Consider the following 26644-nt stretch of genomic DNA (forward strand, 5'->3'; position numbering starts at 1 on the left):
GCCGAACGGCCAGCCGACCCGAGCGGGGCGGCCCGCTATAATTGAGAGCCGTCCGACTGCGTGCCCCGAGCACGTTCCTGCCCATGCGTTTCGATCTTGAGCCGCCTTCGAGCGTCGCGGCCGCCCATCGTACCGGCGTGCTGCTGATCAATCTCGGCACGCCCGACGCCCCGACGCCGCGCGCGGTGCGGCGCTATCTGGCCGAATTCCTGTCGGATCCTCGCGTCGTCGAAATCCCGCAGGTCGTCTGGCAGGTACTGCTGCGCACGCTGATCCTGCCGCTGCGCGGCCGCGCGTCCGCGAAGAAATACGCGGCCGTCTGGATGCCCGAGGGTTCGCCGCTGCGCGTCTACACCGAGCGGCAGACGGAGGGCGTGCGCCACCTGCTCGCATCGAATGCCTATCAGGTAACGGTCGATTACGCGATGCGCTACGGCAGCCCGAACATCGCGCACGCGCTCGCGCAGTTCAAGCGGGCGGGCGTCGAGCGCGTGCTGCTGATGCCGATGTATCCGCAATACTCGGCGTCCACCACCGCGACGGCATTCGATGCCGCGTTCGCCGCGCTCGCGCGGATGCGCAACCAGCCGGAAGTGCGCACGGTGCGGCAGTACGCCGACCATCCGGCCTACATCCACGCGCTTGCCGAGCAGGTGCGCCAATACTGGGCGCAGCACGGCCGGCCCGATTTCGCGGCCGGCGACAAGCTCGTGCTGAGCTTTCACGGCGTGCCGAAACGCACGCTCGATCTGGGCGACCCCTATCACGACCAGTGCCAGCAGACGGGCGCGCTGCTGATGGCCGCGCTCGGGCTGTCGACGCTCGAATGCCGCGTGACGTTCCAGTCACGCTTCGGCAAGGCCGAATGGCTGCAGCCGTACACGGCGCCGACGCTGCGTGAGCTCGGCGCGGCCGGCGTGCGGCGGGCCGACGTGTTCTGTCCCGGTTTTACGGCCGATTGCCTGGAGACGATCGAGGAGATCGGGATGGAGGTGCGCGACGAGTTCATCGCGGGCGGCGGCCAGGCGTTCCACCGGATTCCGTGCCTGAACGGCGCGCACGCATGGATCGGCGCGCTCGGCGAGATCGTCGCCGAGAATCTGCAGGGCTGGCCGGTGAAGGCCGCGCAGCCCGACATGGTGAACTGAAGGTGAACTGAAATGACGGCCCGCCCCCTGTGCGCACTGCGTTCGCCGTTCGAGCGGGCGTTCGGTGGCGATGGGGTGGCACGGCGGAGGCTGACATGAACTACAAGATTTCGACGGAACCCGGCGCGCGGCTGCGCATCGACAAATGGCTGTGGGCAGCCCGCTTCTTCAAGACGCGCTCGCTCGCGTCCGACGCGGTCGACAAGGGGCACGTGAAGATCGGCGGCGCGGCGGTGAAGCCGGCGAAGGACGTGCGCGTCGGCGACGAGGTCGAGATTGCGATCGACGGTGTCGTCTGGCACATTGCCGTGCTGGGAATTTGCGACGTGCGCGGGCCGGCGAGCATCGCGCAGACGCTCTACGCGGAAACGGAGGCCGGGCGAGCCGCGCGGCTCGCCGAACTGGAACGGCGCCGCACGTATCGGGAGCCGGCGGCGGAACTGCACGGCCGGCCGACCAAGCGTGACCGGCGCATCATCGACAGATTTTCGGGTGGAAGCTGAACATCTGGTCGAACGTCGCCCGCGCGCTTCCGTATTCGGTCGTGCGGTCGGTGACGGCTCCCGACAGGCAGATGGTGGTGGTGCCGGCAATCAGTACCAGCGCGACCACCGATATGGCAAAGGTCAGTTTCACGGTACTCGCCTCGTGGGACGGTTGAATGCGGCGCCAGGTGAATGTCAGGCGGCGGTCAGCTAGGGGTAAACACGCTTTCCGACGCTTGAGTTGGAGTGTAGTGCAGCCCCTCGAGCCGAGCTAGTACTAGTCAGGTAAGCGTTGTTACCGGTCGTTTCGTCCGGTTTGGCGGCAAATGCGCGCAATGGGGCGGCGCGCAGCGCGGTTGTTTCTCGGCATTGGCGAATGCCGGCGAATAACCCTCTTGAAGTCGCAGTTTTCGCCCTTATTTGCACCGTGAATGTGCGGTGCCGCCGGGTATACGGTCCGGCGGTTGCCGATTTGGCTTCAACCTCTAATCGACTTTCAGCGACATGGAAAACACGCAAGAGAACCCGGCTACCCCATCGGCCGATGACATCGGCAGCGAGAAGCAGGCGGCGCAAGGCGCTGCTCCCGCCGCCGAAGCAGCCGACGCGGCGCTCGCGGAGGCTCAAGCCAAGGTCGCCGAGCTGCAGGAGAGCTATCTCCGGGCGAAGGCCGAGACGGAGAACGTCCGCCGCCGCGCGCAGGACGACGTCTCGAAGGCGCACAAGTTTGCGATCGAGAGCTTCGCCGAGCACCTGCTGCCGGTGCTGGACAGCCTCGAAGCGGCCGTCGGCGACACGTCCGGCGACATCACGAAGGTGCGCGAAGGCGTCGAGCTGACGCTGCGCCAGCTGACGAGCGCGCTCGAGAAGGGCCGCGTCGTCGCGATCAACCCGGTCGGCGAGAAGTTCGATCCGCACCAGCACCAGGCGATTTCGATGGTGCCGGCCGAGCAGGAGCCGAATACCGTCGTGACCGTCCTGCAAAAGGGCTACATGATCGCCGACCGCGTGCTGCGCCCGGCGCTCGTCACGGTCGCCCAGCCGAAGTAAGGCTGTCGCGATGATTCCCGCCGGCGTCGATCCGGCCGCGTTCAACGCGTTCGACATGCAGGCGCTGGCGCCCGACACGTTCGACGCTGGTGTCGCCGGCGCCGGCGACGCGCTCGCCGTGGTGTTCTTCTGGGGCGTCGACTGCTTCAATTGCGAGATCGCGAAGAAGGCGATGCTCGCCCAGCCGGGCGCGATCCGCGCGCTGGGCCTGAAGTGGTTCCACTGCAACGTGTACGAATACCCGGAGCTTGGGCGCCGCTTCGGCCTGCACGGCGTGCCGACGTGGTTCTTCTTCCACCGCGGCAAGCGGCTCGGCCGCGCGACCGGCTGGCATGGCCTCGCGCAGTTCCAGGCGGCGGTGTCGGCGGCGCGCGCGAAGTTCGCCGCGGCCGGCGCGCAGCCGGCCGAGCGCGACGGCGGCCCGCACGATCCAGCTACCGGCGGCGATTGAAAAAATTTAATATCCGCATCGCTGGGCGGGTCTTGAAAACGGGCCGGCCGGACGCATTTCGGGAACAGAGTTGAATTCAGGCGCGCGAAACCGCCCAAAAACGCGGGGTTTCGCGCAGCAAACAAGCATTTCTGGAGATTAGGAAAATGGGAAAGATCATCGGTATTGACCTCGGCACCACGAACTCGTGCGTCGCCATCATGGAAGGCAACCAGGTCAAGGTCATCGAGAACTCGGAAGGCACGCGCACGACGCCGTCGATCATCGCCTACATGGACGATAACGAAGTGCTCGTCGGCGCGCCGGCCAAGCGTCAGTCCGTGACCAACCCGCGGAACACGCTGTTCGCCGTGAAGCGCCTGATCGGCCGCCGCTTCGAAGAGAAGGAAGTCCAGAAGGACATCGGCCTGATGCCGTACGCGATCATCAAGGCCGACAACGGCGACGCATGGGTCGAAGCGCACGGCGAGAAGCTCGCGCCGCCGCAGGTTTCGGCGGAAGTGCTGCGCAAGATGAAGAAGACGGCCGAAGACTACCTCGGCGAGCCGGTCACGGAAGCCGTGATCACGGTGCCGGCGTACTTCAACGACAGCCAGCGCCAGGCCACCAAGGACGCCGGCCGCATCGCGGGCCTCGAAGTCAAGCGGATCATCAACGAGCCGACCGCGGCCGCGCTCGCATTCGGCCTCGACAAGGCCGAGAAGGGCGACCGCAAGATCGCCGTGTATGACCTCGGCGGCGGCACGTTCGACGTGTCGATCATCGAGATCGCGGACGTCGACGGCGAAATGCAGTTCGAAGTGCTGTCGACCAACGGCGACACGTTCCTCGGCGGCGAGGACTTCGACCAGCGCATCATCGATTACATCATCGGCGAGTTCAAGAAGGAGCAGGGCGTCGACCTGTCGAAGGACGTGCTCGCGCTGCAGCGCCTGAAGGAAGCGGCCGAAAAGGCAAAGATCGAGCTGTCGTCGAGCCAGCAGACCGAAATCAACCTGCCGTACATCACGGCCGACGCATCGGGTCCGAAGCACTTGAACCTGAAGATCACCCGCGCGAAGCTGGAAGCGCTGGTCGAGGACCTCGTCGAGCGCACGATCGAACCGTGCCGCATCGCGATCAAGGACGCCGGCGTCAAGGTGTCGGACATCGACGACGTGATCCTGGTCGGCGGCCAGACCCGCATGCCGAAGGTGCAGGAGAAGGTGAAGGAGTTCTTCGGCAAGGATCCGCGCCGTGACGTGAACCCGGACGAAGCCGTCGCGGTTGGCGCGGCGATCCAGGGCCAGGTGCTGTCGGGCGACCGCAAGGACGTGCTGCTGCTCGACGTGACCCCGCTGTCGCTCGGTATCGAGACGCTCGGCGGCGTGATGACGAAGATGATCAGCAAGAACACGACGATCCCGACGAAGCACGCACAGGTGTATTCGACGGCGGACGACAACCAGTCGGCCGTGACGATCAAGGTGTTCCAGGGCGAACGCGAGATGGCGGCAGGCAACAAGCTGCTCGGCGAGTTCAACCTCGAAGGCATCCCGCCGTCGCCGCGCGGCGTGCCGCAGATCGAAGTGACCTTCGACATCGACGCGAACGGCATCCTGCACGTCGGCGCGAAGGACAAGGCGACCGGCAAGGAAAACAAGATCACGATCAAGGCGAACTCGGGCCTGACCGACGCCGAAATCGATCAAATGATCAAGGACGCGGAAGCGAACGCAGCGGAAGACCACAAGCTGCGCGAGCTGGCTGATTCGCGCAACCAGGGCGACGCGCTGGTCCACAGCACGAAGAAGGCGCTCACCGAGTACGGCGACAAGCTGGACGCGGGCGAGAAGGAGAAGATCGAGGCGGCGCTGAAGTCGCTCGAGGACGCGCTGAAGGATACGTCGGCCGACAAGGCGGCGATCGACGCGAAGGTCGAGGAACTCGGTCAGGTTTCGCAGAAGCTCGGTGAAAAGATGTACGCCGACATGCAGGCGCAGCAGGCCGGTGCGGCCGGCGCGGCGGGTGCAGCGGAAGGCGCGGCCCACGCGGGTGGTGCGCAGCAGGCCGCCGACGACGTCGTCGACGCCGAGTTCAAGGAAGTGAAGAAGGACTAAGCCAGGTTGCCATGGCACCGCACGCCGCGCGCGATACGCGCGCGGCGCGGTTGAACAGCGGTCTGTCTTTCCCTTCCGGATGGCCGGATCGACTCCACGCCTGGCGGGCTTCGCGGCCCTCCGGGCACATTTGTTTTTTGGCGGGTGCTGCGCGAGCCGTCCGCGGACGGCGCAGCGCCAGACGAGTCGAGAGACTTTACTGCGGGCGAAAGGAGCCGCCGCGCGTGCGACGCGCGAAGGCACATGAATCGATATGGCGAAACGGGATTACTACGAGGTTCTGGGCGTCGCGAAGAACGCGAGCGACGACGAAATCAAGAAGGCATATCGCAAGCTTGCGATGAAGTATCACCCTGACCGCAATCCGGACAGCAAGGATGCGGAAGAGCATTTCAAGGAGGCGAAGGAAGCCTATGAAATGCTGTCGGACGGCCAGAAGCGGGCGGCGTACGACCAGTACGGCCACGCGGGCGTCGATCCGAACATGGGCGGTGCGGGCGGCCAGGGTTTCGGCGGTTTCGCGGATGCGTTCGGCGATATCTTCGGCGACATCTTCGGCCAGGCCGCGGGCGGCGCCGCGCGCGGCGGCCGCGGCCCGCAGGTGTATCGCGGAGCCGACCTGCGCTACAGCATGGAAATCACGCTCGAGCAGGCGGCGCACGGCTACGACACGCAGATCCGCGTGCCGAGCTGGGTGTCGTGCGAAGTCTGTCACGGCTCGGGCGCGAAGCCCGGCACGAAGCCGGAAACCTGCCCGACCTGTCACGGCCAGGGCACGGTGCGCATGTCGCAGGGTTTCTTCAGCATCCAGCAGACCTGTCCGAAGTGCCACGGCACCGGCACCTACATCCCGGAACCGTGCGTGCACTGCCACGGGTCGGGCAAGGTGAAGGAAACCAAGACGCTGGAAGTGAAGATCCCGGCCGGCATCGACGACGGGATGCGGATCCGCTCGGCCGGCAACGGCGAGCCCGGCATCAACGGCGGGCCGCCGGGCGATCTGTACGTCGAGATCCACATCAAGCCGCATTCGGTGTTCGAGCGCGACGGCGACGATCTGCACTGCCAGATGCCGATCCCGTTCACGACCGCCGCACTCGGCGGCGAGATCGAGGTGCCGACGCTGGCCGGCCGCGCATCGTTCCCGGTGCCGGAAGGCACGCAGTCGGGCAAGACGTTCCGCCTGCGCGGCAAGGGCATCAAGGGTCTGCGTTCGAGCATCGCGGGCGATCTGTACGTACACGTGCAGGTCGAGACGCCCGTGAAGCTGACCGACCAGCAGCGCGACCTGCTCAAGCAGTTCGAGAAGTCGCTGGCCGAGGGCGGTGCGCGTCACAGCCCGCAGAGCAAGAGCTGGTTCGACCGGGTGAAGAGCTTCTTCGAGTAACGGCATGACTGAAGGCAACGAGAGCGCGTCATTCGCGCTCTTGGACGATTGCGACTCGACCGCGGTTGCGCGGTCGAGTCGTTTGTATTCCGGTTTCGTGCGCGAACGCGTATGCACGGATCCGGCGCGGCTCGACGAAGTCGATGCGGCGGTGGCGCAGGATCTGCGCGACGGGCTGCATGCGGTCGTCGTCGGCGATTACGAATTCGGACGCAATCTGGAAAGAGCGCAGCCGGGCCATGCCCCGCTGCGCTTTTTGCTGTATGCGCGCTGCGAGCGCCTGTCGCGCGACGAAGTCGACGCGTGGCTCGCGCAGCAGGATGGCGGCGGCGCGCCGTCGATCGCCGGCGTCGCGCACGTCGCGAAGAGCGTGTCGCGTGACGCGTTCGACGCGGCGATCGCCGCCGTGCACGATGCGCTTCGCGCGGGCGACTCGTACCAGATCAACTATACGTACCGGCTGAATTTCGACATGTTCGGCACGCCGACCGCGCTGTACCGGCGGCTGCGCGCGCGTCAGCCCGTGCGTTACGGCGCGCTGATCGCGCTGCCCTGCGGCGCGTGGGTCGTGTCGTGCTCGCCGGAGCTGTTCGTCGAGAAGCACGGCGACGTGCTGCGCGCGCGGCCGATGAAGGGCACCGCGCCGCGCTCGGCCGATCCGCGTGACGATGCGGCGGCCGCCGCGTTCCTCGCGAACGATCCGAAGAACCGCGCGGAAAACGTGATGATCGTCGACTTGCTGCGCAACGACGTGTCGCGGATCGCGCGCACGGGCACGGTCAAGGTGCCGGCGCTGTTCTCGGTCGAGCCGTATGCGTCGGTGTGGCAGATGACGTCGACGGTCGAGGCCGGCTGGCGCGACGGGACGACGTTCGCGCAGATGCTGCGCGCACTGTTTCCATGCGGATCGATCACCGGTGCGCCGAAGCACAAGACGATGGAATTGATCGACGCGATCGAGTCGACGCCGCGCGGCCTCTATACGGGCGCGATCGGCTGGCTCGATGCGCGGAAGGAAGATCAGTCGACAGGCGGCGCGGCGCCGGGCGGCGTGGCCGGCTGCGGCGATTTCTGCCTGTCGGTCGCGATCCGGACGCTGACGCTCGATGCGGTCGGCATCGATGCTGTCGCAACGGTCGACGCGCGCGACGCGGCGGCTCGCCGGGCCGGCCGACGGCGCGGCACGATGGGGGTCGGCGCGGGCATCGTGCTCGACAGCGTGGCCGCCGACGAATATGCGGAGTGTGAATTGAAAGCACGATTCCTGACCGACGCCGATCCCGGCTTCCAGTTGTTCGAAACCATGGCGGCCACCCGTGCGGACGGTATTCGGTATTTCGAGCGCCATCTCGCGCGGCTGCAAGGTAGCGCGGATGCATTCGGCTTCCGTCTCGACGCCGACGCATTGCGTCGCGAGGTCGATGCCCGTTGCGCGGCGCTCGACGGCGATGGCCCGTACCGGATGAAGCTCGCGCTCGCGAAGGACGGCGCGGTCGAGATCATGGCCGCGCCGCTGAAGCCGCTCCCCGCGGGGCCGGTCCGCGTGATGCTCGCGTCCGAGCACGGCTTCGCGCCGACCCGCACCGACGACGCGCTGCTGCTGCACAAGACCACGCGTCGCGCCGAATACGATCGCGCGTGGCAGGCGGCGGATGCGCTCGGCGGCTTCGACATGCTGTTCGTCAACGAGCGCGGCGAGGTGACGGAAGGCGGCCGCTCGAACCTGTTCGTGAAGCTCGACGGCCAGTGGGTGACGCCGCCGCTGGCGAGTGGCGTGCTGCCGGGCGTGATGCGCGGCGTGCTGCTCGACGACCGCGCGTTCGGCGCGGTGGAGCGTATCGTCACGCGTGACGACCTTGCGCGCGCGCAAGCGCTGCTGCTGACCAACGCGCTGCGTGGCGCGCTCGACGCGGTATTGACATGACGCACTGAGGGTTCGGGCCGCGTGCCCGAAGGACCGGTGCCGCACACCTTCGGCAACCGGGCGTCCGGACAAAAAAGCGCGGCACCCCGCAAAGGGTGCCGCGCTTTTTTTGCATCGAGACGACGCCGGCGAACGAGTCGCCGGCCGCGCGTCAGAACGAATGTTCCGGGCCGGGGAACGAGCCGTCCTTCACTGCGCGCACATAGGCTTCGACGGCCGCCTGAATGGTCGGCTGGCCCTGCATGAAGTCCTTCACGAAGCGCGGACGTTTGCCGGGGAAAATGCCGAGCATGTCGTGCAGCACGAGCACCTGGCCCGAGCAGTCGGTGCCTGCGCCGATGCCGATCGTCGGAATCCTGAGCATGTGCGTGACTTCGGATGCGACGAGCGTCGGCACCGCTTCGAGCACGACGAGTTGCGCACCGGCATCCTCGACCGCGCGCGCGTCGCGCAGCAGTTGCGCGGCGCCGGCCTCGGTCTTGCCCTGTACCTTGAAGCCGCCGAACGCGTGCACCGACTGCGGCGTGAGGCCGACGTGCGCACACACGGGCACCGCACGCTCGACGAGGAAGCGGATCGTTTCGGCGAGCCACTCGCCGCCTTCGAGCTTGATCATCTGCGCACCGGCGCGCATCAGCTTCACGGCGCTCGCGAATGCCTCGGCCGGCGTGCCGTAGGTGCCGAACGGCAGGTCGGCGATGATCAGCGCGCGCGGCTGCGCACGCGCGACACAGGCGGTGTGGTACGCGATGTCGTCGAGCGACACGGGCAGCGTGGTCGTGTGGCCCTGCAGTACGTTGCCGAGCGAATCGCCGATCAGCAGCACGTCGACGCCCGAGCGGTCGAGCAGCGCGGCAAAGCTCGCGTCGTAGCAGGTGAGCATCGCGATCTTCTCGCCGGCATCGCGCATTGCCTGCAGCTTCGGCACCGTGACGGCAGGCCGGCTCGATTCCTGGAGATAGGTCATGGGAAATCCGGTTCGATGTGAAAACGACAGGCGAGGACGCGTCAGCGCGTCGTCTCGCCCTTGACGAAGGATTCCTTGCGGCCGCGCATCGTCTCGATGCGCTCGATCAGCAGCGCGAGGTCTTCGGGGGAATCCTGCGGGTTCAGGTGTTCGGCTGCGACCGTCAGTACCGGCGTGCGGTCGTAGTGGTAGAAGAATTCGTTGTACGCGTCGACGAGCGAGCGCAGGTACGCGTCGCTGATCTGCAGTTCCATCGGCAGCCCGCGCTTCTGGATGCGCGAGAACAGCACCTCGGGGCTCGCCTGCAGGTAGACGACGAGATCGGGCGCGGGCGCCTGCGGCACATCGAGGTGCGTCGCGATCGACCGATACAGCTGCCATTCGTCTTCCGGCAGGTTCAGCCGCGCGAAGATGTCGTTCTTCTGCGGCATGTAGTCGGCGACGACGGGCCGGCCCGTATCGAGCGCGCCGATCAGTTCGCGCGCCTGCTGCGCGCGCTCCAGCGCGAACGACAGCTGCGCGGGCAGCGCGTAGCGCGCGGTGTCGCGGTAGAAGCGTTCGAGGAACGGATTGTCCTGCGGGCGTTCGAGCAGCGCCTGCATCGACCAGCGCTCGCCGAGCAAACGCGCGAGCGTCGTCTTGCCGACGCCGATCGGGCCTTCGATCACGAGATAGCGATGGGGGGCGCGCAGGTCGGGGGCGGTGACGGTCAGCGGAGTGGTGTTCATGGGCAGCGGTTCTTGTCGGCGTCTGCGCCGGCGGCCAGGGCCTTCTGCATCAGGCATTGACAGGTCTGCACCTTCTCGACGCGCTGGTCGGCGACGGCGGCGAGGAATGCATCGGCGCGGCCGCGCGCCGGGATGTCGAGCGCCGGCTCGATCTCGACGAGCGGCACGAGCGCGAAGGCGCGATCGGTGAGGCGCGGATGCGGGACGATCAGGTCGGGTTCGTCGATCGAGTCGGTGCCGAACAGCAGGATGTCGAGGTCGAGCGTGCGCGGCGCGTTGCGATACGGGCGCTCACGCCCGAAGTGATGTTCGATCTTCTGGCAGAGCGCGAGCAGCTCGCGGGCCGACAGCGTCGTGTCGAGCTTGACGACGCAGTTGTAGTAATCGTCGCCGCCCGCCTCGAAGGGCGCCGTGCGATACAGGCTCGACTTGCCGAGGATCGAGATGGTGCGCTGCTGCGCAAGGCACACCACCGCGTCCTTCAGGGTCTGGCGTGCATCGCCGAGATTCGCCCCCAGTCCGATATATGCAACCGTCATGGCATCACTTCCTACGTCGTTCGCCGGCGAGCGCGTCAGTCGTCGGAACCGCCCGCGGTACCGCTCGCGGTACCGCCTGCGGTGTCCGGCGCCTGCTCGGCTGCGCCTTCGTCCGGCTTGCGGTTTCGCACACCACCGCGGCGGCGCCGCTTGCGGGGCGATTTTTCCTTCGAGCCGCCTTGCGTGAGAAGTGCCTCACGAGCGGCTGCGTCGCCTTCGATGAAATCCGTCCACCACTGGCCGACAGCTGCTTCCAGCTCGCCGGATTCGCAGCGTAACAGGAGGAAATCATACCCCGCTCTAAACCTTTGGTGTTCCAGCAGCCGCATCGCGCTGCGGCCCGAGCGTTTTTCCAGGCGCAACTGCAGGCCCCAGATTTCGCGCATGTCGGCCGAGTAGCGCTTGTGGATCGCGAGCTTCTCGGTCTGCATGTCGATCACGTCGTCCATCGCGCGATGGAGCGCCGGCACCGGGATTTCGCCTTCGGCCGTGTACTGTTCGAAGCGCTGGCGCATGTCGTGCCACAGCAGCGTCGCGAACAGGAAGCCCGGCGACACCGTCTTGCCGGCGCGCACGCGCGCGTCGGTGTTGTTCAGCGCGAGCGTGATGAACTTCTCGCCCTGCGGCTGTTCGAGCACGACGTCGAGGAGCGGCAGCAGCCCGTGGTGCAGGCCTTCCTTGCGCAGCCGTTGCAGGCACGCGAGCGCCTGTCCCGACAGCAGCAGCTTCAGCATTTCGTCGAACAGGCGCGCGGCCGGCACGTTGTTGATCAGGTCGGCCAACGCGTTGATCGGCTCGCGCGTGTGCGTCTCGATCTCGAAGCCGAGCTTCGCCGCGAAGCGCACGACGCGCAGCATCCGCACCGGATCCTCGCGATAGCGCGTGGCCGGATCGCCGATCATCCGCAGCAGGCGGGCGCGGATGTCGGCCATCCCGTCGTGGTAGTCGAGCACCGTCTGCGTCGACGGGTCGTAGTACATCGCGTTGATCGTGAAGTCTCGGCGCGCGGCGTCTTCGTGCTGTTCGCCCCAGACGTTGTCGCGCAGCACGCGGCCGCTTGCATCGACCGCATGCGTGCGGCGATCGAGTTCGTCGCGCTTCAGCCGCTTCGGCGGCTCGGCCGCGGCGGCTTCGGGCGGCGCGTCGACCATGGCGCGGAACGTCGACACCTCGATCAGTTCCTGGCCGAACTGCACGTGGACGATCTGGAAGCGGCGGCCGATCAGGCGCGCACGGCGGAACAGGCGCTGCACCTCGGTCGGCGTCGCGTCGGTCGCGACGTCGAAGTCCTTCGGCGCGATGCCGAGCAGCAGGTCGCGCACCGCGCCGCCGACGATGAACGCGCGAAAACCCGCCTGCTGCAGCGTATCGGTCACGCGCACCGCGTTCCGCGAGATCAGCGAGGGATCGATCTGGTGCACGCTGGCCGGCACGACGGTCGGTTCGTGATTGCCGCGCGGCTTTTTGGCAGCGCCGCCACCGCGGCTACCCTTCGCGGGGCGTGGAGCGGGGGCCGTTTCGACGGCGGGCGCCTCGACGGGTGACGTTTGTTCGGCGTCGTCCTGGCCGAGCAGCTTGCGAATGAATTTTTTGATCACGACGTTCAGAAGAGATCCAGGATGCGCCAGCCGCGGTTGCTTGCATGCGCACGCAGCGTGTCGTCGGGGTTGGTCGCGATCGGGTCGGTGACTTTCTCGAGCAACGGAATGTCGTTGTGCGAGTCGCTGTAGAAGTAGCTGTGTTCGAAGTCGTCCCAGTGCTTGCCGAGCGACGCGAGCCATGCTTCGGTGCGCACGATCTTGCCTTCGCGATAGCTCGGCGTGCCGGTCGGCCGGCCCGTGTACGGCGAGTCGGGGTGCCCGTCGGTCGTTTCGACCTCGCACGCGATCAGCGTGTCGACACCGAACGCGGTCGCGATCGGACGCGTGATGAATTCGTTGGTCGCCGTCACGACGCAGCACAGATCGCCGGCATCGACGTGCTTGCGCACGAGTTCGAGCGCGGCGGGCGTCATCGCGGGGCGGATCACCTCGTGCATGTACTGCTCGTGCCATTCGGCGAGCTGCGCGCGCGAGTACTTCGCGAGCGGCGTGAGCATCGCGCACAGATACGCATGGATGTCGAGCTTGCCGGCCTTGTAGTCGGCGAAGAACTGATCGTTCTGACGCGAGAAGCTTTCCGCGTCGACGATGCCGAGCTTCACCATGAAGCGACCCCATTCGTGGTCGCTATCGGTCGGGATCAGCGTGTGATCGAGGTCAAAGAGTGCCAGATTAGTCATGGATGCGCATTTTACTCGAAGCGGTTGGGGCCTGTGCCGGGCGGTGCGATGTCGTCGCCGGGGCGCGCCAGCATCCGGCGCAGCAAGGGCAGCGTGACGGCGCGTTTCTGCTCGAGCGAGAAGCGGTCGAGCGCGTCGAGCAGCGCCATCAGGCTGGGCATGTCGCGGCGGAAATGGGTCAGCAGGTACGCGGCGATGTCGTCGGTGAGCGCGATCCCGCGCTCCTTGGCCGCGAGCTTCAGCACGGCGATCTTGCCGGCGTCGGACGGCGGCGACAGGTGGAACACGAGCCCCCAGCCGAGGCGCGTGCGCAGATCCTCGCGCACGTCGAGCGCGAGCGGCGCCGCGGGGCCCGCCGCGACGAACGCGCTCGACGGGTGCGCGCGGACCTCGTTGAACAGGTTGAACAGCGCGACCTGCTGCGTGTCGCTCATCCGGTCGCAGTCGTCGATCGCGTAGATGCCGATGCGCGGGTCGAACGTGAACGCGCCGAGCGGGCTCTGCGGTGTGAGGTAGCGCGCGTAGCCGTACGACGCGTCGCTCACGAGCGCCTGCAGCAAGTGGGTGCGGCCGCTGCCGGGCTCGCCCCAGATGTAGAACGACCGGTCCGGCACGGGCCCCGCCGCGAGCGCGAGGTCGAGCTTCTGAAGCCGCGAGATGAGCTCGTCGTTCTCCTCATTCATGATGAAGTTGTCGAACGTGGCGGGCGGCGGCGTGCCGAGATCGAGCGTCAGTTGACGGGACACAACAGTCACAATGCGGGTCGGTTGATGAAACGCGGGCCGTACGGCGCGCCGTACGCCGGGCACGCGCGAGGGGCTGCTCCGGCGCCTGCACACGCGGCCGCACGCACGGCGGCGCGCGGGTTTCGGCGCGGCTCGCGGGGCGATGAAAACGGGGACGTGTCGACCAAGATGCAATCCCTGACGATTCGGTGCTGGGAATTCCGGCCAACGGGCCGGCTTCGGGTAAAATCGCATTTTACCGACCTTCTCGCATTCCCCCATGAATCCTCCGAAATCCGCTCCCGACGCTCAGGGTCTGTCCTACCGCGACGCAGGCGTCGACATCGACGCTGGCGACGCGCTCATCGACAAGATCAAGCCTTTTGCGAAGAAAACCCTGCGCGACGGCGTGCTCGGCGGCATCGGCGGGTTCGGCGCGCTGTTCGAAGTGCCGAAGAAGTACAAGGAGCCCGTGCTCGTGTCGGGCACCGACGGTGTGGGCACCAAGCTCAAGCTGGCGTTTCATCTGAACAAACACGACACCGTCGGCCAGGATCTCGTCGCGATGAGCGTGAACGACATCCTCGTGCAGGGCGCCGAGCCGCTGTTCTTCCTCGACTACTTCGCGTGCGGCAAGCTCGACGTCGACACGGCCGCCACGGTCGTCAAGGGCATCGCGCACGGCTGCGAACTGTCGGGCTGCGCGCTGATCGGCGGCGAGACGGCCGAAATGCCGGGCATGTACCCGGACGGCGAATACGACCTGGCCGGCTTCGCGGTCGGCGCGGTCGAGAAGAGCAAGATCATCGACGGCAGCACGATCGCCGCAGGCGACGTGGTGCTCGGCCTCGCATCGAGCGGCATCCACTCGAACGGCTTCTCGCTCGTGCGCAAGATCATCGAGCGCGCGAACCCCGACCTGTCGGCCGATTTCCACGGCCGCTCGCTGGCCGACACGCTGATGGCGCCGACGCGCATCTACGTGAAGCCGCTGCTCGCGCTGATGCAGAAGCTGCCGGTGAAGGGCATGGCCCACATCACCGGTGGCGGACTCGTCGAGAACATTCCGCGCGTGCTGCGCGAAGGCCTTACCGCCGAGCTCGACCAGAACGCATGGCCGCTGCCGCCGCTGTTCAAGTGGCTGCAGGAGCACGGCGGCGTCGCCGATGCGGAAATGCACCGCGTGTTCAACTGCGGGATCGGCATGGCGGTGATCGTGTCGGCGGCGGATGCCGACGCGGCGATCGCAGACCTGACGGCCGCCGGCGAACAGGTGTGGAAGATCGGCACCGTGCGTGCGAGCCGCGAAGGCGAGGCGCAGACGGTCGTGGTCTGACGCACCGCACGCAGGATGCAGCAACGAAAGCCGCCCGGAGTTGATCCGGGCGGCTTTTTTTCTGGCGCGGGCCGGCATCTCGACGCGCCCCCGAAGGAGGAACGACGATGACCGAAGACGAACGCGCGATTCGCGAGCTGGTGGAAACCTGGTTCGTGTCGAGCCGGCGCGGCGATCTGGCGACCGTGCTCGACCTGATCGCCGCCGACGCGATTTTCATGGTGGCCGGCAAGCCGCCGTTCGACAAGGCGGCGTTCGCGGCCGCGTCGCGCGACGCGAATGCGGCGGCCGCCAACGGGCCGAAGGTTGATGGCCGCTACCGGATCGACGAACTGCGCGTGATGGGCGACTGGGCGTACCTGCGTAATTTCATCGAGATCGACGTGACGCCGCCGGGCGGCGATACCGTGCGCCGCTCCGGCCATACGCTGACGATCTTCCGCAAGTCGGACGGCCGCTGGCAGCTCACGCGCGACGCGAATCTCGTGACGCCCGCGCCCTGAGCGAGGTGGCGTGAGCGCTTCCGGGCCGCCGGCCGCCGGTCACGTGGACGGCCGCGGGGCGCGCGTCGGGCGCGCGCCCGCCAGCAACGGCGGCACCAGCAGATAGAGCAGCGCCGCCGCGGCCCATACGAGCCCCGGCCACGTGCCGCGGGTGGCCGCGTAGGTTGTCGTGACAACAAGCGGCCCGGCGACGCCGATCAGGCTCGCCACGCTCGCGAGCGTGCCCTGCAGTTCGCCCTGTCGGGCATCGTCGACCTGACGCGCGAGCATCGCCTGCAACGCCGGCAGCGTCATGCCGCCCGCCGCGAACAGCGGCAGCAGCGCGAACGGCACCCATGCGGCCGTCGCGAACGCGATCACCACCAGCCCGAGCGCGTCGCCCGCGAGGCCCAGCGCGAGTGCGCGGCGCTCGCCGAGCCGAGTGATCAGCGGCCCGATCGCGAAGGCCTGCGCGAGCGCGTGGCACGCGCCGTAGCCGGCGAGTGACAGCCCGGCGACCGGCGTGGACCAGCCGAAATGCTCCTGGCCGTACAGAATCCACAGCGTCGCGGGCGCCTGCGACACCAGCGCGACGATCACGTAGATGCCGATCAGCGGCACGAGCGCCGGCGCGCCGCTCAGCCGGCGCAGGCCGGCGAACGGGTTGAGCGTGGCGAGCCCGCGACTTTCCCGGGCCGCGCGCGGACGCGATTCCGGCAGCGCGCGCCATACGAGCGCGAGGTTCAGCGCATTGAGCAGCGCGGCCGCGACGAACGGCGCGCGCAGGTGCAGCGCGCCGAACAACCCGCCGATCAGCGGGCCCGCTATGAAGCCGACGCCCATCATCGCGCCGAGCTGGCCGAAGCGCCGTGCGCGGTCGGGTTCGGCCGTGACGTCGGTCACGTACGCGGTCGCGACCGCGACGTTCGCGCCGGTGATGCCGGCGATCAGCCGCCCGACGTAAAGCCAGATCAGCGTCGGCGCGAGCGCCATCAGCAAATAGTCGAGCGCGGCGCCGGCAAGCGACGCGAGCAGCACGGGCCGGCGGCCGAAGCGGTCGCTCAGCGTGCCGAGCAGCGGCGCGCACAGGAACTGGGCGAACGCGTACAGCGCGAGCAGGATCCCATAGTGGGTGTCGGTGCTGCCGGCACCGGCGAGCGTGCGCAGCAGCCCGGGCAGAATCGGCATCACGATCCCGACGCCGATCGCGTCGAGCAATACCGTGGCGAGGATGGCAATCAGGGACGGATTCAAGGCGAGCACTCTATCGGTGATAGAGTGACGATTATTCCATAGTTTCCCTATCGGTGATAGAGATGAAGGACACGGGTGCGCGGCTCACGCGCGACACGGTGATGCGCGCGGCGCTCGATCTGCTGAACGAGGTCGGTATCGACGGGCTGTCGACGCGGCGGCTCGCGGAGCGGCTCGGCGTGCAGTCGCCGACGCTGTACTGGCACTTCCGCAACAAGGCCGAACTGCTCGACGCGATGGCCGAGGCGATCATGCTCGAGCGCCACGGCGCGTCGCTGCCGCGGCCGGGCGACACATGGGATGCGTGGCTTCTCGAGAATGCGCGCGGTTTCCGTCGCGCGCTGCTCGCCTATCGCGACGGCGCGCGCCTGCATGCCGGTACGCGGCCGCGCACGCTGCATTTCGATTCGATCGAACGGAAGGTGGCGCTGCTGGCTGAGGCCGGCTTTGCGCCGGATGAAGCAGTCGACGTGATGTACGCCATCGGCCGCTTCGTGGTCGGGTGGGTGCTGGAAGAGCAGGCGGAAGCGGAACGCGAAACCGACACGACGCTGCCTGACACGGCCGAGCATCCGCTCCTCGCGCAGGGCTGGACCGCGCTGCGCGAACGTGGCGGCGACGAAGCGTTCGAGCGTGGCGTTGCGTTGATCGTCGATGGCGCGCGCGCGCGTCTGGTGGCGCGCCAGCGCGGCGGTTGACCCGCGCCCGCGCCGGGATCAGGTCGGCAGGCGGTCGTCCAGCACGCGCTCGAGCGTGTCGAGCGCGTGCGCGGTCGCATCCGGCGCGACACAGTCGACGACGATCCGCTCGGGCATCGCGCGCAGCCACGTGATCTGCCGTTTGCACAGCTGGCGCGTCGCGAAGATGCCCTTGTCGCGCATGGTCCGGTAGTCGGTGTCGCCGTCGAGGAATTCCCATGCCTGCCGGTAGCCGACGCAGCGCATCGACGGCAGGCCGAGATGCAGATCCTCGCGGCGGCGCAGCCGTTCGACCTCGTCGATGAAGCCCGCGTCGAGCATCGCGTCGAAGCGTTGCGCGATGCGCGCGTGCAGCACCGCGCGGTCCGACGGTTCGAGCGCAACCGGCACGAAGCGGTACGCGGCGGCCTCATCGTCCGCGCGCCGCGGCGCGGCGAGCAGCACCGACATCGGCTGACCGCTCAGCAGGAACACTTCGAGCGCGCGCTGGATCCGCTGCGAATCGTTCGGCGCGAGCCGCGCGGCCGTCGCCGGGTCGACCTGCGCGAGCCGCGCATGCAGCGCGGGCCAGCCGTCGCGCGCGGCGTCGGCGTCGAGCTCCGCGCGTACGGCCGGATCGGCGGTCGGCAGGTCGTTGAGGCCCTGCGTCAGCGCCTTGTAGTACAGCATCGTGCCGCCCGCGAGCAGCGGCGTGTGGCCACGCGCGGCGATCTCGCCGATCAGGCGCAGCGCGTCCGCACGGAACTCGGCCGCCGAATACGCATCGGCCGGGTCGATGATGTCGATCAGATGGTGCGGCACGCGCGCGCGTTCGTCGCGCGTCGGCTTCGCGGTGCCGATATCCATGTCGCGGTAGACGAGCGCCGAATCGACACTGACGATCTCGATCGGGCGGCGCGCGGCCAGCGCCAGCGCGGCGGCCGTCTTGCCCGACGCGGTGGGGCCGAGCAGGCAGGCGATCGTCGTCGGACGGGACTGCGGTGAAGCGCTCATTGGCCGCGCATGAAGAGGCGGTCGAGATCGTTCAGCGTGAGCTGATACCAGGTCGGCCGGCCGTGATTGCACTGATCCGCGCGTTCGGTCGCTTCCATCTGGCGCAGCAGCGCGTTCATCTCGTCGAGCGTCAGGCGCCGGTTCGCACGCACCGCGTGGTGGCAGGCGAGCGTGCCGAGCAGTTCGTGCTGGCGCTCGGTGAGCACGCGCGAGCCGCCGAATGCGTGCAGGTCGGCGAGCACCGCGCGCGCGAGCGACTGAAGATCCGCATCCTTCAGCAGCGCGGGCACCGCGCGGATCGCGAGCGTCGTCGGCGACAGCACCGCGAGGTCGAAGCCGAGCGATTCGAGCGTGTCGCGCTCTTCCTCGACCGTGCCGATCTCGACCGGCGTCGCCGTCATCGAGATCGGCAGCAGCAGCGACTGCACGGCGATCGTGCGGTCGGCGAGCGCGTTCTTGAACTGTTCGTACAGGATCCGCTCGTGCGCCGCATGCATGTCGACGATCACGAGGCCGTGCGCGTTCTGCGCGAGCACGTAGATGCCGTGGATCTGGCCGAGCGCGAAGCCGAGCGGCTGCTCGTCGTGCGCGGTGGCCGCGAGCGGCGACGCGACGAAGCCCGGCGGCGTGTTCGTCGCGCTCGCCGAATCGTGCGCGATGACGGTCGTGCCGTCCGGTGTGCCGGCGCCCGTGTCCTTGCGGCCGAACAGCGCGTCGTAGAGCGCGAGCGGCTGCGCGACCGGCAGCGTGCCCTGCGTCATGCGCGCCTGGCGCATCCACGTGTTGCCGGCCGACGATGAGGATGACGACGGCGACGAGAAGCCGCTGCCGCCGGTGCCGCTGGCGGCGCCCAGGCCGAGCGGCGTATTCAGGAACGACGCGGGGCCGCCCGGCGCCGGCGACAGTTGCGCGGCGTGGCCGCCCGCGGTGGTTTCCGGCGACGCGCCCGCATGGCGGGCGAGGGCGCGCTGGACCGCGTGGAACACGTACTGGTGGATCGAGCGCGAATCGCGGAACCGCACTTCGATCTTCGACGGATGCACGTTCACGTCGACTGATTCGGGCGGCAGGTCGAGGAACAGCACGTACGACGGGTAGCGGTCGCCGTGGAGGACGTCTTCATACGCCGCGCGCACCGCGTGCGTGAGCAGCTTGTCGCGCACGAAGCGGCCGTTGACGAAGAAGTATTGCTGATCGGCGCGGCCGCGGCTCGCGGTCGGCAGGCCCGCGCAGCCGTAGACGGCGAGCGGCCCGGCCTGCTCGTCGAGCGGCAGGTGCGCGGTGGCGAAGCCGTCGCCGAGGATCTTCGCGACGCGCTGCGCGGGTTCGGTCGCGTTCCAGTGCTCGACGGCCTTGCCGTTGTGCAGCACCGAGATCGCGACGTCCGGCCGCGCGAGCGCCGCCCGGCGGATCATTTCGAGGCAGTGGCCGAACTCGGTCTGCTCGCTTTTCAGGAACTTGCGGCGCGCGGGCGTGTTGAAATACAGCTCGCGCACCTCGATCGTCGTGCCGACCGCACCGGCGGCCGGCGACAGCGCGCCGGTGGTCGCGTCGATCTTCGTCGCATGGGCGACGTCGGCCGTGCGGCTCGTGATCGACATCTCGGCGACCGACGCGATCGACGCGAGCGCTTCGCCGCGAAAACCCAGCGTCGCGACCGCCTCGAGCTCCTCGAGCGAGCGGATTTTGCTCGTCGCGTGGCGCATCAGCGCGAGCGGCAGTTCGTCGGGCGGAATCCCGCAGCCGTCGTCGGTGATCGAGATGCGCTTGACGCCGCCTTCCTCGAGCACGATGCGCAGCGTGCTCGCGCCGGCATCCATCGCGTTCTCGAGCAGCTCCTTGACGACCGACGCCGGGCGTTCGACGACCTCGCCGGCGGCGATCTGGCTGATCAGCTGGTCGGGCAGGGGCTGGATCGCGCGCAGCGGGCGCGCGGCGGGCGCGGCGCCCGCGGCCGTTTCGGTGATTTCGGACATGGCGGAATTATAGCGAGGCGGCGGATGCCTGCCGGCGCCGCCGGTGGTTACGTTTTTTCACGGAGCCTTAAGGTAGTTTCGGTATGATGGCTCCGTTCCGCGCGCCGCCTTGTCTGGCGGGCGCTTCCGCTTTTTCCGGCCGCCACGGCCTTTTCGCCTTCGAGGAATCGCATTTGGATACGCTGCTTCATTTCGTCAACCTGGTCCTGCATATCGACGCGTTCCTCGGCGACTTCATCCGGCAGTACGGCGCATGGGTGTATCTGGTGTTGTTCCTGATCGTGTTCTGCGAGACGGGGCTCGTCGTGCTGCCGTTCCTGCCCGGCGATTCGCTGCTGTTCATCGGCGGTGCGTTCGGGGCGACGGGCGACATGAACGTCGTCGTGCTGATCGTGCTGCTGCTGGTCGCGGCGATTGCCGGCAATACCTTGAACTATGTGATCGGCCGCTGGGTCGGGCCGAAGGTGTTCAATACCCATATCCCGGTGCTCGAGCGCTTCCTCGACCGCGCGGCGCTGGAGAAGACCCACTCGTTCTACGACAAGCACGGCGGCAAGACGATCGTGCTCGCGCGTTTCATCCCGGTCGTGCGCACGTTCGCGCCGTTCGTCGCCGGGGCGTCGTCGATGAGCTTCGCACGCTTCCAGCTGTTCAACGTGATCGGCGCGCTGGTCTGGGTGCTGCTGCTGGTGCTGCTCGGTTACTTCTTCGGCAATATCCCGTTCATCCGCCAGTATCTGAACGTGATCGTGCTGGTGGGGATCGGCGCGGCGATCGTGCCGATCGCGTTCGGCGCGCTGTGGAAGCTGGTGCGCGGGCGGCACTCCGGCGATGCGCGCAAGACGGGCGGGCGCTGAGCCGGCACGTTTCGCTTCGGCGCAGTAACAAGCGTGGCGGTCGCCACGCTTTTTTTTCGTCCGTGCGGTTCAGGTAGTGCGATGCGCGAGCGGCGTTTCGGGCGTCGGGTATTGCGCGTCGCGGAACGTCTCGAGGATCACGCGGTTGGTATCGCAGTACACCTGCCAGTAATTCTCCGGCTGCGTCGACGGGCGCACGAACAGCAGCGGGCCTTCCGGCGTGAACTGCAGCACGCCGACGTCCGGCGCCGGCACCTTCAGCACGTTCGGGATCACCTGGATCTGCGTCTTCAGGCGGTTGATCGCGTCGACGGCATCGACGCTGTTGGCGATCTTCGCGGTCAGGTCGACGCGGCGATGCGGCGATGCGCTGTAATTCGCGATGTTGTCCGAGAAGATCTTGTTGTTGCCGACGATCGTGACGATGTTGTCGGCGGTGATGATCGTCGTGCCGAACAGGCCGAGTTCCTTCACCGTGCCCGTGACGCCGCCCGCGCTGATCACGTCGCCGATCTTGAACGGACGCAGCACCTGCATGAACACGCCGGCGGCGAAGTGGGCGAGCAGGCCGCCCCAGGCGGTGCCGATCGCGAGGCCGAGGCCGGCGAGCAGTGCGGCGAACGACGTGGTCTGAACGCCGAAGATCTGCAGGATCGCGAGGATCAGCAGGATCGTCAGCAGCACGCCGACCACCGAGGTCAGGTAGTCGGTGAGCGTCGGGTCGACCTTGCCGCTGCGGCGCACGACCTTGCCGAGCAGGCGGGTGCCGAGGCGAATCGCCCAGCGTCCGATGAACCACAAGACGACTGCGGCGAGGAGGTTCAGGCCGAGGTCGAGGCCGCGGGTCATCAGGAATTGCTGGGCGGTTTCCAGGTTCGGCATGGGGGCTCCGGGGTGAGAGGTGACGGGATACTCGGCGCGGAAAAGGTCGCACTTTTATAGCCGAGCTGGTTTGCTCTGGCAACTTTGCTGAAGATCCGGACCTGCAGCGCTTCGTCGACGTATTCGACGACCTTCACCTCGTGTCGGCCCTGGCACGCTTCTTCGGCGTGCGCCGCACGATCGGCCAGTTGCTGCGCGGACTGGCGCTCGAGACGAAGATTCCGGCGCCGAAGCGTTCGCAGATCCTCGTCGCGCATTGCGCGACCGACGAGCGCCAGCGGGGTACGGACGTGGTTACCGCGTTGTTTCGCGATGCGCTCGCTGCCGGACGACGGCAGTCGCGACATCGTGCTCGACGTGCTGACCCGCAATGAGCGCGCGCAGCCTTTACGAACGACTTGGTTTTACCGCGGTGCCGAGGCATCGCGCTCGATCGCTCCGGTTGCCGGGCGGGCTCGATTCGATCAGGATGCGATTCGAGCACCGTAGTTGACCGCACTTCCGCAGGCCGATCGCCTCATTACGGCTCGCAGGAATGCTGGGCTGACGATCGTTGAACGGGGGCGGCTTACGGCGCACCGACGTCGGTATCCAGGGGCAATTTCTGCATGATCGTAGCGATGCATTCCGATGGGCTCGTTTCCGCTGTCCGCACGTGCACTTCAGGGGACAACGGGTTTTCATAGGCGGAGCCGATGCCGGTGAATTGCGGGATGGCTCCCTGCCTCGCCAGCACATACAGCCCCTTGGGATCGCGCGCCTCCGCTACCTCCAACGCAACGTCGACGAAGACCTCGATAAACGTGCCGGGCGCAAAGCGCGCGCGAGCTCTACTGCGCGCGTCCCGGAAAGGCGAGATCAGGGCAGCGATCACGATGAAGCCGGCATCCATCATCAACCGGGCAACTTCGGCCGTCCGCCGGATATTTTCGCGACGATCGGCATCGCCAAATCCGAGATCCTGATTCAGCCCGTCACGGAGCGTATCGCCATCCAGCAGATACGTGCGGAGCCCGCGCGCATCGAGTTGCTGCTTCAGTAGATTCGCGAGCGTGGATTTACCGGCACCGGAGACTCCAGTCAGCCATACCACAAAAACTTTATCCTGTTTCATACCGGAACGCGCGGATTGACTGCCCGACAGTTTGATGGGAAGAGGGTGCTTAAAAGCGTGAGTCATCTCGGTGCCGATTGTGCCGGAAATCGAGGGGTTACTTTATTTTGAGTCGATATCCGGCTCGTTTTGTCGGGCGATTATAACGTCTTTTTCAGGATTTGTAACTTGCTTCCTTTGTGTGGGAATGAGCGCAATGCGCATATGGGTGTCGTCGTCGGATAGCGCTGTTGAAAATGATTCGGATGCTGGTAATAATTTGAAATAAAACGCGAGCTAGATTGAAATGAAGCCGAGTAAGGTCTCCCCTCTTGATTGCCCTCCAGCCTTGTCGCCATTCGCGCTGCGTGGGTAGTGAGCCGGGGTATTGGTCCGCATCTGATTTATCAGATGAATGGCGACGACTTTCACGTGGATGCCCGGCCGCGCTATATCAATTGTGAAATCTGACCACGCGAGCGGTGTGAGAGGGAAAGGCTATTAAGTTTGTATTTCGGTACGTCTGAAGAACTGGGGGCGAGTTGCTGCAGGCGTTGTTCCGAATTTCCTTCGCCTCCACACACAGCGCGGATTTACTTCGGACCGCTTTGAAAATGCGAAGTCGTTCGGTAATATTGACGCGCGGTTGATCATAAAGACAATCGCACACACTTGGTGAAAAGCCGCAGGTCCGCAATCGGCATCCGATCAACGCGACTCGCCGGTTATTTTTCAGTTCGACGTTCGCCGCGCATCTTGACGTGCTCGAGCTACCGAATCCAATGGCGCATCATGTGTGCCGCGGATTGAACGGCCGCTGCTGCACATCGGCGCCCTGCGCGACGATCGCCGTGCTTTCGGCCACTTCCTCCCATGCCCCGCGCAGGTCGACGAGCGGCTCCGACACGACCATGAACGCGTCGTCGCCCGCTTCGGCGATGCGCGGATTGTGCGGATAGAGTTCGTGCAGGTGCTTGAACGACGTGGTGTGGAACAGCGAGCGCGATTGCCGTTCGCTCGAGTAGCGCACCGCGATGATCCGGTCGCCGTCCGTCGCGCAGATCGTCATGTTGAGCGGCTCGGCGACGCGATACCGCGCGGCGGTTTCCTCGATCATGCCGACCATCCGCTCGAGCGCGGGCAGCGGCGTCTGTTCGAGGCCGTAGGTCAGCGCGAGTCGAAACATCAGCTCGGAGTCGGTCGAGCCTTCGAGCGTCGGGAACAGCGCCGGGTCGACCTTCATCGTCAGGTCGCGGCGCAGCTTGTGGAAATCGCGGATCAGCCCGTTGTGCGCGAACAGCCAGCGGCCGTGGCGAAACGGATGGCAGTTGGTTTCCTGGACGGGGGTATCGGTGGCCGCGCGGATGTGCGCGACGAACATCCGCGAGCGGATCGCACGCGCGGCTTCGCGCAGGTTGCGGTCGTTCCACGCGGGATGCACGGAGCGGTAGCGAAACGGCAGTTCGTCGGGGTCGCCGTACCAGCCGATACCGAAGCCGTCGCCGTTGGTGGTCGTCGCGCCCAGTTCCGAATGCAGGCTCTGGTCGATCAGCGAATGCTTCGCGCGAAACAGTACGGTCTCGAGATGGATCGGGTTGCCCGTATAGGCGAGCCAGCGGCACATGGAGCGCTCCTTCGCGATGCGTCTTCGCGCATGGTAGCCGAGTTCGTGGCGCCGTTATGCGCGCCCGCCGCGCACCCGCCGGCCGGCAGCGCCGGTCGATCGGCCGCTCAGCCATGAAGGATGCGGCGGGCGCCGCACCCTTCATGCTCCCTGCGCGTCAGTCGCCGAGCGCGTCCATCACCCTGGCCGAGTAGACGAGCGCCGCACCCGCGTTCAGCGCGATCGCGACGCCGAGCGCTTCGGCCACTTCCTCCTTGGTCGCACCATGCTTCGCGGCTTCGGCCGTATGCACCGCGATACAGCCGTCGCAGCGCGTCGTGACAGCCACCGCGAGCGCGATCAGTTCGCGCGTCTTCGCGTCGAGATGGCCCGTCTTGGCGCCCGCGCCGGACAGCGCCTGGTAGCCGGCCAGCGTGTCGGGCGACAGCTTGGCGATGTCGCCGATGCGCGTCGAGAGTTCCTTCCGGTATTCGTTCCAGTTCAGCATGATGCGTCCTTTCGAGAAGTGGTGGGTCGGTCGGCGGATGCCGCGATCTCGGGCGATGCAGCGCCTATTCTGATCGCTCCCACTGAGGGTTTCGATACGCTAGAGTGTCAATTTTTAGCGCAAACGTCTCATGGATGCGTTGAGTCAACTGTTGTCGCTGGGCCGCAGCCATGTCGAACTCGACGTGCGCTGCCTGCTCGACGGCCCGTTCGCGATGCCGCACGACCCGCTGCCGCCCGGCGAGGCGGCGTTTCATCTGCTGCTGTCCGGCACGTGCCGGTTGCGCACCGCCGACGGGCGCACGCTGCGGCTCGTCGACGGCGACTTCGTGCTGCTGCCCGCGGGCGACGCGCACGATTTGTCGGATGGAGGCGCGGGCGGCACCAGGTCGGTCGCGTTACTGCGCGAACCGCGCGCGGCAGGCGGCGCGGTGCTGCCGGTCAAGTCGAACCGCGATCCCGCGGATGACGGCGAGGCGGGCGTCGACCTGCTTTGCGGACGCTTCATCTACGCACGCGGGGCCGGTGAATTGCTGATGCGCACGCTGCCGCGCGTGCTGCACGTCGGGCTGCGAGAGGCGTCGTCGGGGCTGGCGTCGCTGCAACTGCTGACGAGCGTGCTGCGCGCGGAGGCATCGAATGCGCAGCCGGGTGCGCGTGCGATCGTGAACGCGCTCGGACAGGCGCTGCTCGCCTATGCGTTGCGCGCGTACGGTCGCGATGCGCGCGTGCCGGCCGGCTGGCTCGCCCTGGCTGCCGATATGCGGCTCGGACCGTCGGTCCACGCCGTGCTGCAGGCGCCGGCGAAACCGTGGACGGTCGAATCGCTCGGCGCGGCGTCGGCGATGTCGCGCGCGACCTATGCGCGGCATTTCCGCGAGAAGGCCGGGATGAGCGTCGGCGCGTTCGTCGCGCAGATCCGGATGATGCATGCGTGCGCGCTGCTGCAGGACACGCAGCGCGGGCAGGCGGAGATCGGGCAGGCGGTCGGCTATCAGTCGGAGGCGGCGTTCGGCAAGGCGTTTCGCGCGGTGCTCGGCACGACGCCGGGGCGCTGGCGGCGGGCGCAGCGCGGCATGTAAGACTGCAAGCGAGGCTGTCGTGGCACGCGCCAAAGCTGCTACCATGCGCGAAACGCAGTTCAACGAAAAACGATTTCGAACAAGAAGAAAGAGAGGG

General features: G+C 67.1%; 26 protein-coding genes and 1 pseudogene. 13 read left to right on the forward strand and 14 right to left on the reverse strand.

All coding sequences use genetic code 11. The features are described from left to right. The first annotated feature begins 83 nt into the window (after positions 1-83). Both hemH and ABIC50_RS00980 read left to right on the forward strand, forming a co-directional pair. Positions 84-1148, forward strand: a complete 1065-nt coding sequence (hemH, locus tag ABIC50_RS00975; protein ID WP_165750910.1) for a ferrochelatase — start codon at positions 84-86, stop codon at positions 1146-1148. A gap of 95 nt (positions 1149-1243) precedes the next feature. After that, positions 1244-1651 (forward strand): RNA-binding S4 domain-containing protein, encoded by a 408-nt coding sequence (locus ABIC50_RS00980; RefSeq protein ID WP_006752734.1) that lies wholly within the window; start codon positions 1244-1246, stop codon positions 1649-1651. Here ABIC50_RS00980 and ABIC50_RS00985 read toward each other — a convergent pair. After that, entirely contained in the window at positions 1623-1784 is a 162-nt protein-coding gene (locus ABIC50_RS00985; protein ID WP_006752735.1) for a hypothetical protein, read from the reverse strand. The two genes, ABIC50_RS00980 and ABIC50_RS00985, sit on opposite strands and share 29 nt — an antisense overlap. Positions 1785-2137: 353 nt before the next feature. Between ABIC50_RS00985 and grpE the strand changes: the two genes are divergently transcribed. The 5 genes from grpE to ABIC50_RS01010 all read left to right on the forward strand — a co-directional run bounded on the left by grpE (position 2138) and on the right by ABIC50_RS01010 (position 8544). Next, a complete protein-coding gene (gene grpE, locus ABIC50_RS00990; RefSeq protein WP_006752736.1) occupies positions 2138-2683 on the forward strand; it encodes a nucleotide exchange factor GrpE in 546 nt (181 codons plus the stop codon). A 10-nt stretch (positions 2684-2693) separates the two neighbouring features. Beyond that, entirely contained in the window at positions 2694-3134 is a 441-nt protein-coding gene (locus ABIC50_RS00995; RefSeq protein ID WP_354161105.1) for a thioredoxin family protein, read from the forward strand. Between the two features lie 146 nt (positions 3135-3280). Continuing rightward, positions 3281-5233, forward strand: coding sequence for a molecular chaperone DnaK (gene dnaK, locus ABIC50_RS01000; RefSeq protein ID WP_011656038.1), 1953 nt, complete (start codon positions 3281-3283; stop codon positions 5231-5233). A 253-nt stretch (positions 5234-5486) separates the two neighbouring features. Continuing rightward, on the forward strand, positions 5487-6620 hold the full coding sequence (dnaJ, locus tag ABIC50_RS01005) for a molecular chaperone DnaJ (protein WP_354161108.1): 1134 nt from the start codon (positions 5487-5489) through the stop codon (positions 6618-6620). 4 nt (positions 6621-6624) lie between these two features. After that, the gene (locus ABIC50_RS01010; RefSeq protein WP_354161111.1) at positions 6625-8544 is read left to right on the forward strand and encodes a chorismate-binding protein; all 1920 of its coding nucleotides are present in this window, start codon (positions 6625-6627) and stop codon (positions 8542-8544) included. Positions 8545-8695: 151 nt separating this feature from the next. Here ABIC50_RS01010 and panB read toward each other — a convergent pair whose 3' ends face one another. From panB to hda, 6 genes are read right to left on the reverse strand one after another with little or no spacing between them, the layout of a single operon-like run. Continuing rightward, positions 8696-9511, reverse strand: a complete 816-nt coding sequence (gene panB, locus ABIC50_RS01015; RefSeq protein WP_354161114.1) for a 3-methyl-2-oxobutanoate hydroxymethyltransferase — start codon at positions 9509-9511, stop codon at positions 8696-8698. Between the two features lie 41 nt (positions 9512-9552). Further along, positions 9553-10239 carry a deoxynucleoside kinase gene (locus tag ABIC50_RS01020; RefSeq protein ID WP_175701950.1) on the reverse strand — a complete coding sequence of 229 codons (687 nt, stop codon included), beginning with the start codon at positions 10237-10239 and terminating at the stop codon, positions 9553-9555. After that, positions 10236-10778, reverse strand: coding sequence for a 2-amino-4-hydroxy-6-hydroxymethyldihydropteridine diphosphokinase (gene folK / locus ABIC50_RS01025; RefSeq protein WP_006750662.1), 543 nt, complete (start codon positions 10776-10778; stop codon positions 10236-10238). The genes ABIC50_RS01020 and folK overlap by 4 nt, the downstream gene beginning before the upstream one ends. 35 nt (positions 10779-10813) lie before the next feature. Continuing rightward, complete coding sequence (gene pcnB / locus ABIC50_RS01030; protein WP_354161117.1) at positions 10814-12376, reverse strand: polynucleotide adenylyltransferase PcnB; 1563 nt, start codon at positions 12374-12376, stop codon at positions 10814-10816. A 5-nt stretch (positions 12377-12381) separates the two neighbouring features. Further along, a complete protein-coding gene (locus tag ABIC50_RS01035; protein WP_011656045.1) occupies positions 12382-13059 on the reverse strand; it encodes a histidinol-phosphatase in 678 nt (225 codons plus the stop codon). Between the two features lie 11 nt (positions 13060-13070). Further along, positions 13071-13805, reverse strand: a complete 735-nt coding sequence (gene hda / locus ABIC50_RS01040) for a DnaA regulatory inactivator Hda (protein ID WP_006760485.1) — start codon at positions 13803-13805, stop codon at positions 13071-13073. Positions 13806-14064: 259 nt separating this feature from the next. Here hda and purM point away from each other — a divergent pair, with 259 nt between their 5' ends. After that, positions 14065-15120: a phosphoribosylformylglycinamidine cyclo-ligase gene (gene purM, locus ABIC50_RS01045; protein WP_175735645.1), complete on the forward strand. Its 1056-nt coding sequence runs from the start codon at positions 14065-14067 to the stop codon at positions 15118-15120. A 107-nt stretch (positions 15121-15227) separates the two neighbouring features. Next, on the forward strand, positions 15228-15623 hold the full coding sequence (locus tag ABIC50_RS01050; protein WP_354161119.1) for a YybH family protein: 396 nt from the start codon (positions 15228-15230) through the stop codon (positions 15621-15623). 39 nt (positions 15624-15662) lie between these two features. Here ABIC50_RS01050 and tet read toward each other — a convergent pair whose 3' ends face one another. After that, entirely contained in the window at positions 15663-16856 is a 1194-nt protein-coding gene (gene tet, locus ABIC50_RS01055) for a Tet(A)/Tet(B)/Tet(C) family tetracycline efflux MFS transporter (RefSeq protein ID WP_354161121.1), read from the reverse strand. Positions 16857-16918: 62 nt separating this feature from the next. Here tet and tetR point away from each other — a divergent pair, with 62 nt between their 5' ends. Then, positions 16919-17554 (forward strand): tetracycline resistance transcriptional repressor TetR, encoded by a 636-nt coding sequence (tetR, locus tag ABIC50_RS01060; RefSeq protein WP_354161124.1) that lies wholly within the window; start codon positions 16919-16921, stop codon positions 17552-17554. A gap of 18 nt (positions 17555-17572) precedes the next feature. Here the strand turns inward: tetR and miaA are convergent, their stop codons facing one another. Beyond that, positions 17573-18547, reverse strand: a complete 975-nt coding sequence (gene miaA / locus ABIC50_RS01065; RefSeq protein ID WP_354161127.1) for a tRNA (adenosine(37)-N6)-dimethylallyltransferase MiaA — start codon at positions 18545-18547, stop codon at positions 17573-17575. Then, positions 18544-20523, reverse strand: a complete 1980-nt coding sequence (gene mutL / locus ABIC50_RS01070) for a DNA mismatch repair endonuclease MutL (protein WP_354161130.1) — start codon at positions 20521-20523, stop codon at positions 18544-18546. Before mutL ends, miaA begins: the two co-directional genes overlap by 4 nt. 173 nt (positions 20524-20696) lie before the next feature. On the opposite strand from mutL, the gene ABIC50_RS01075 reads away from it, so the two are divergent. Continuing rightward, complete coding sequence (locus tag ABIC50_RS01075) at positions 20697-21380, forward strand: DedA family protein (RefSeq protein WP_041491321.1); 684 nt, start codon at positions 20697-20699, stop codon at positions 21378-21380. 69 nt (positions 21381-21449) lie between these two features. Here the strand turns inward: ABIC50_RS01075 and ABIC50_RS01080 are convergent, their stop codons facing one another. Beyond that, positions 21450-22262, reverse strand: a complete 813-nt coding sequence (locus ABIC50_RS01080; protein ID WP_011656053.1) for a mechanosensitive ion channel family protein — start codon at positions 22260-22262, stop codon at positions 21450-21452. Positions 22263-22384: 122 nt separating this feature from the next. Between ABIC50_RS01080 and ABIC50_RS01085 the strand changes: the two are divergent. Next, a pseudogene (locus tag ABIC50_RS01085) lies at positions 22385-22755 on the forward strand (GNAT family N-acetyltransferase); the annotation flags it as partial. Between the two features lie 75 nt (positions 22756-22830). Here the strand turns inward: ABIC50_RS01085 and cysC are convergent. The 3 genes from cysC to ABIC50_RS01100 all read right to left on the reverse strand — a co-directional run bounded on the left by cysC (position 22831) and on the right by ABIC50_RS01100 (position 25466). After that, the gene (gene cysC / locus ABIC50_RS01090; RefSeq protein WP_354161133.1) at positions 22831-23442 is read right to left on the reverse strand and encodes an adenylyl-sulfate kinase; all 612 of its coding nucleotides are present in this window, start codon (positions 23440-23442) and stop codon (positions 22831-22833) included. 703 nt (positions 23443-24145) lie between these two features. Then, a complete protein-coding gene (locus tag ABIC50_RS01095) occupies positions 24146-24979 on the reverse strand; it encodes a class II glutamine amidotransferase (RefSeq protein ID WP_354161136.1) in 834 nt (277 codons plus the stop codon). 157 nt (positions 24980-25136) lie between these two features. Continuing rightward, the gene (locus tag ABIC50_RS01100; protein ID WP_105831886.1) at positions 25137-25466 is read right to left on the reverse strand and encodes a carboxymuconolactone decarboxylase family protein; all 330 of its coding nucleotides are present in this window, start codon (positions 25464-25466) and stop codon (positions 25137-25139) included. A 130-nt stretch (positions 25467-25596) separates the two neighbouring features. On the opposite strand from ABIC50_RS01100, the gene ABIC50_RS01105 reads away from it, so the two are divergent. After that, complete coding sequence (locus ABIC50_RS01105; protein WP_354161139.1) at positions 25597-26547, forward strand: cupin domain-containing protein; 951 nt, start codon at positions 25597-25599, stop codon at positions 26545-26547. The last annotated feature ends 97 nt before the right edge of the window (positions 26548-26644 follow it).

The organism is Burkholderia sp. 567 (genome assembly GCF_040545115.1).
Classification (GTDB): domain Bacteria; phylum Pseudomonadota; class Gammaproteobacteria; order Burkholderiales; family Burkholderiaceae; genus Burkholderia; species Burkholderia ambifaria.

Bases quoted from the DNA above. Each gene is read 5' to 3' on its own strand.
- ABIC50_RS00995 (WP_354161105.1), top strand. From the start codon at position 2,694: ATGATTCCCGCCGGCGTCGATCCGGCCGCGTTCAACGCGTTCGACATG.
- hemH (WP_165750910.1), top strand. From the start codon at position 84: ATGCGTTTCGATCTTGAGCCGCCTTCGAGCGTCGCGGCCGCCCATCGT.
- ABIC50_RS01080 (WP_011656053.1), bottom strand. From the start codon at position 22,262: ATGCCGAACCTGGAAACCGCCCAGCAATTCCTGATGACCCGCGGCCTC.
- mutL (WP_354161130.1), bottom strand. From the start codon at position 20,523: ATGTCCGAAATCACCGAAACGGCCGCGGGCGCCGCGCCCGCCGCGCGC.
- ABIC50_RS01020 (WP_175701950.1), bottom strand. From the start codon at position 10,239: ATGAACACCACTCCGCTGACCGTCACCGCCCCCGACCTGCGCGCCCCC.
- tetR (WP_354161124.1), top strand. From the start codon at position 16,919: ATGAAGGACACGGGTGCGCGGCTCACGCGCGACACGGTGATGCGCGCG.
- panB (WP_354161114.1), bottom strand. From the start codon at position 9,511: ATGACCTATCTCCAGGAATCGAGCCGGCCTGCCGTCACGGTGCCGAAG.
- miaA (WP_354161127.1), bottom strand. From the start codon at position 18,547: ATGAGCGCTTCACCGCAGTCCCGTCCGACGACGATCGCCTGCCTGCTC.
- purM (WP_175735645.1), top strand. From the start codon at position 14,065: ATGAATCCTCCGAAATCCGCTCCCGACGCTCAGGGTCTGTCCTACCGC.
- ABIC50_RS00980 (WP_006752734.1), top strand. From the start codon at position 1,244: ATGAACTACAAGATTTCGACGGAACCCGGCGCGCGGCTGCGCATCGAC.
- ABIC50_RS01095 (WP_354161136.1), bottom strand. From the start codon at position 24,979: ATGTGCCGCTGGCTCGCCTATACGGGCAACCCGATCCATCTCGAGACC.
- grpE (WP_006752736.1), top strand. From the start codon at position 2,138: ATGGAAAACACGCAAGAGAACCCGGCTACCCCATCGGCCGATGACATC.
- ABIC50_RS01010 (WP_354161111.1), top strand. From the start codon at position 6,625: ATGACTGAAGGCAACGAGAGCGCGTCATTCGCGCTCTTGGACGATTGC.
- ABIC50_RS01050 (WP_354161119.1), top strand. From the start codon at position 15,228: ATGACCGAAGACGAACGCGCGATTCGCGAGCTGGTGGAAACCTGGTTC.
- cysC (WP_354161133.1), bottom strand. From the start codon at position 23,442: ATGACTCACGCTTTTAAGCACCCTCTTCCCATCAAACTGTCGGGCAGT.
- ABIC50_RS01100 (WP_105831886.1), bottom strand. From the start codon at position 25,466: ATGCTGAACTGGAACGAATACCGGAAGGAACTCTCGACGCGCATCGGC.
- ABIC50_RS01105 (WP_354161139.1), top strand. From the start codon at position 25,597: ATGGATGCGTTGAGTCAACTGTTGTCGCTGGGCCGCAGCCATGTCGAA.
- ABIC50_RS01035 (WP_011656045.1), bottom strand. From the start codon at position 13,059: ATGACTAATCTGGCACTCTTTGACCTCGATCACACGCTGATCCCGACC.
- dnaJ (WP_354161108.1), top strand. From the start codon at position 5,487: ATGGCGAAACGGGATTACTACGAGGTTCTGGGCGTCGCGAAGAACGCG.
- dnaK (WP_011656038.1), top strand. From the start codon at position 3,281: ATGGGAAAGATCATCGGTATTGACCTCGGCACCACGAACTCGTGCGTC.
- folK (WP_006750662.1), bottom strand. From the start codon at position 10,778: ATGACGGTTGCATATATCGGACTGGGGGCGAATCTCGGCGATGCACGC.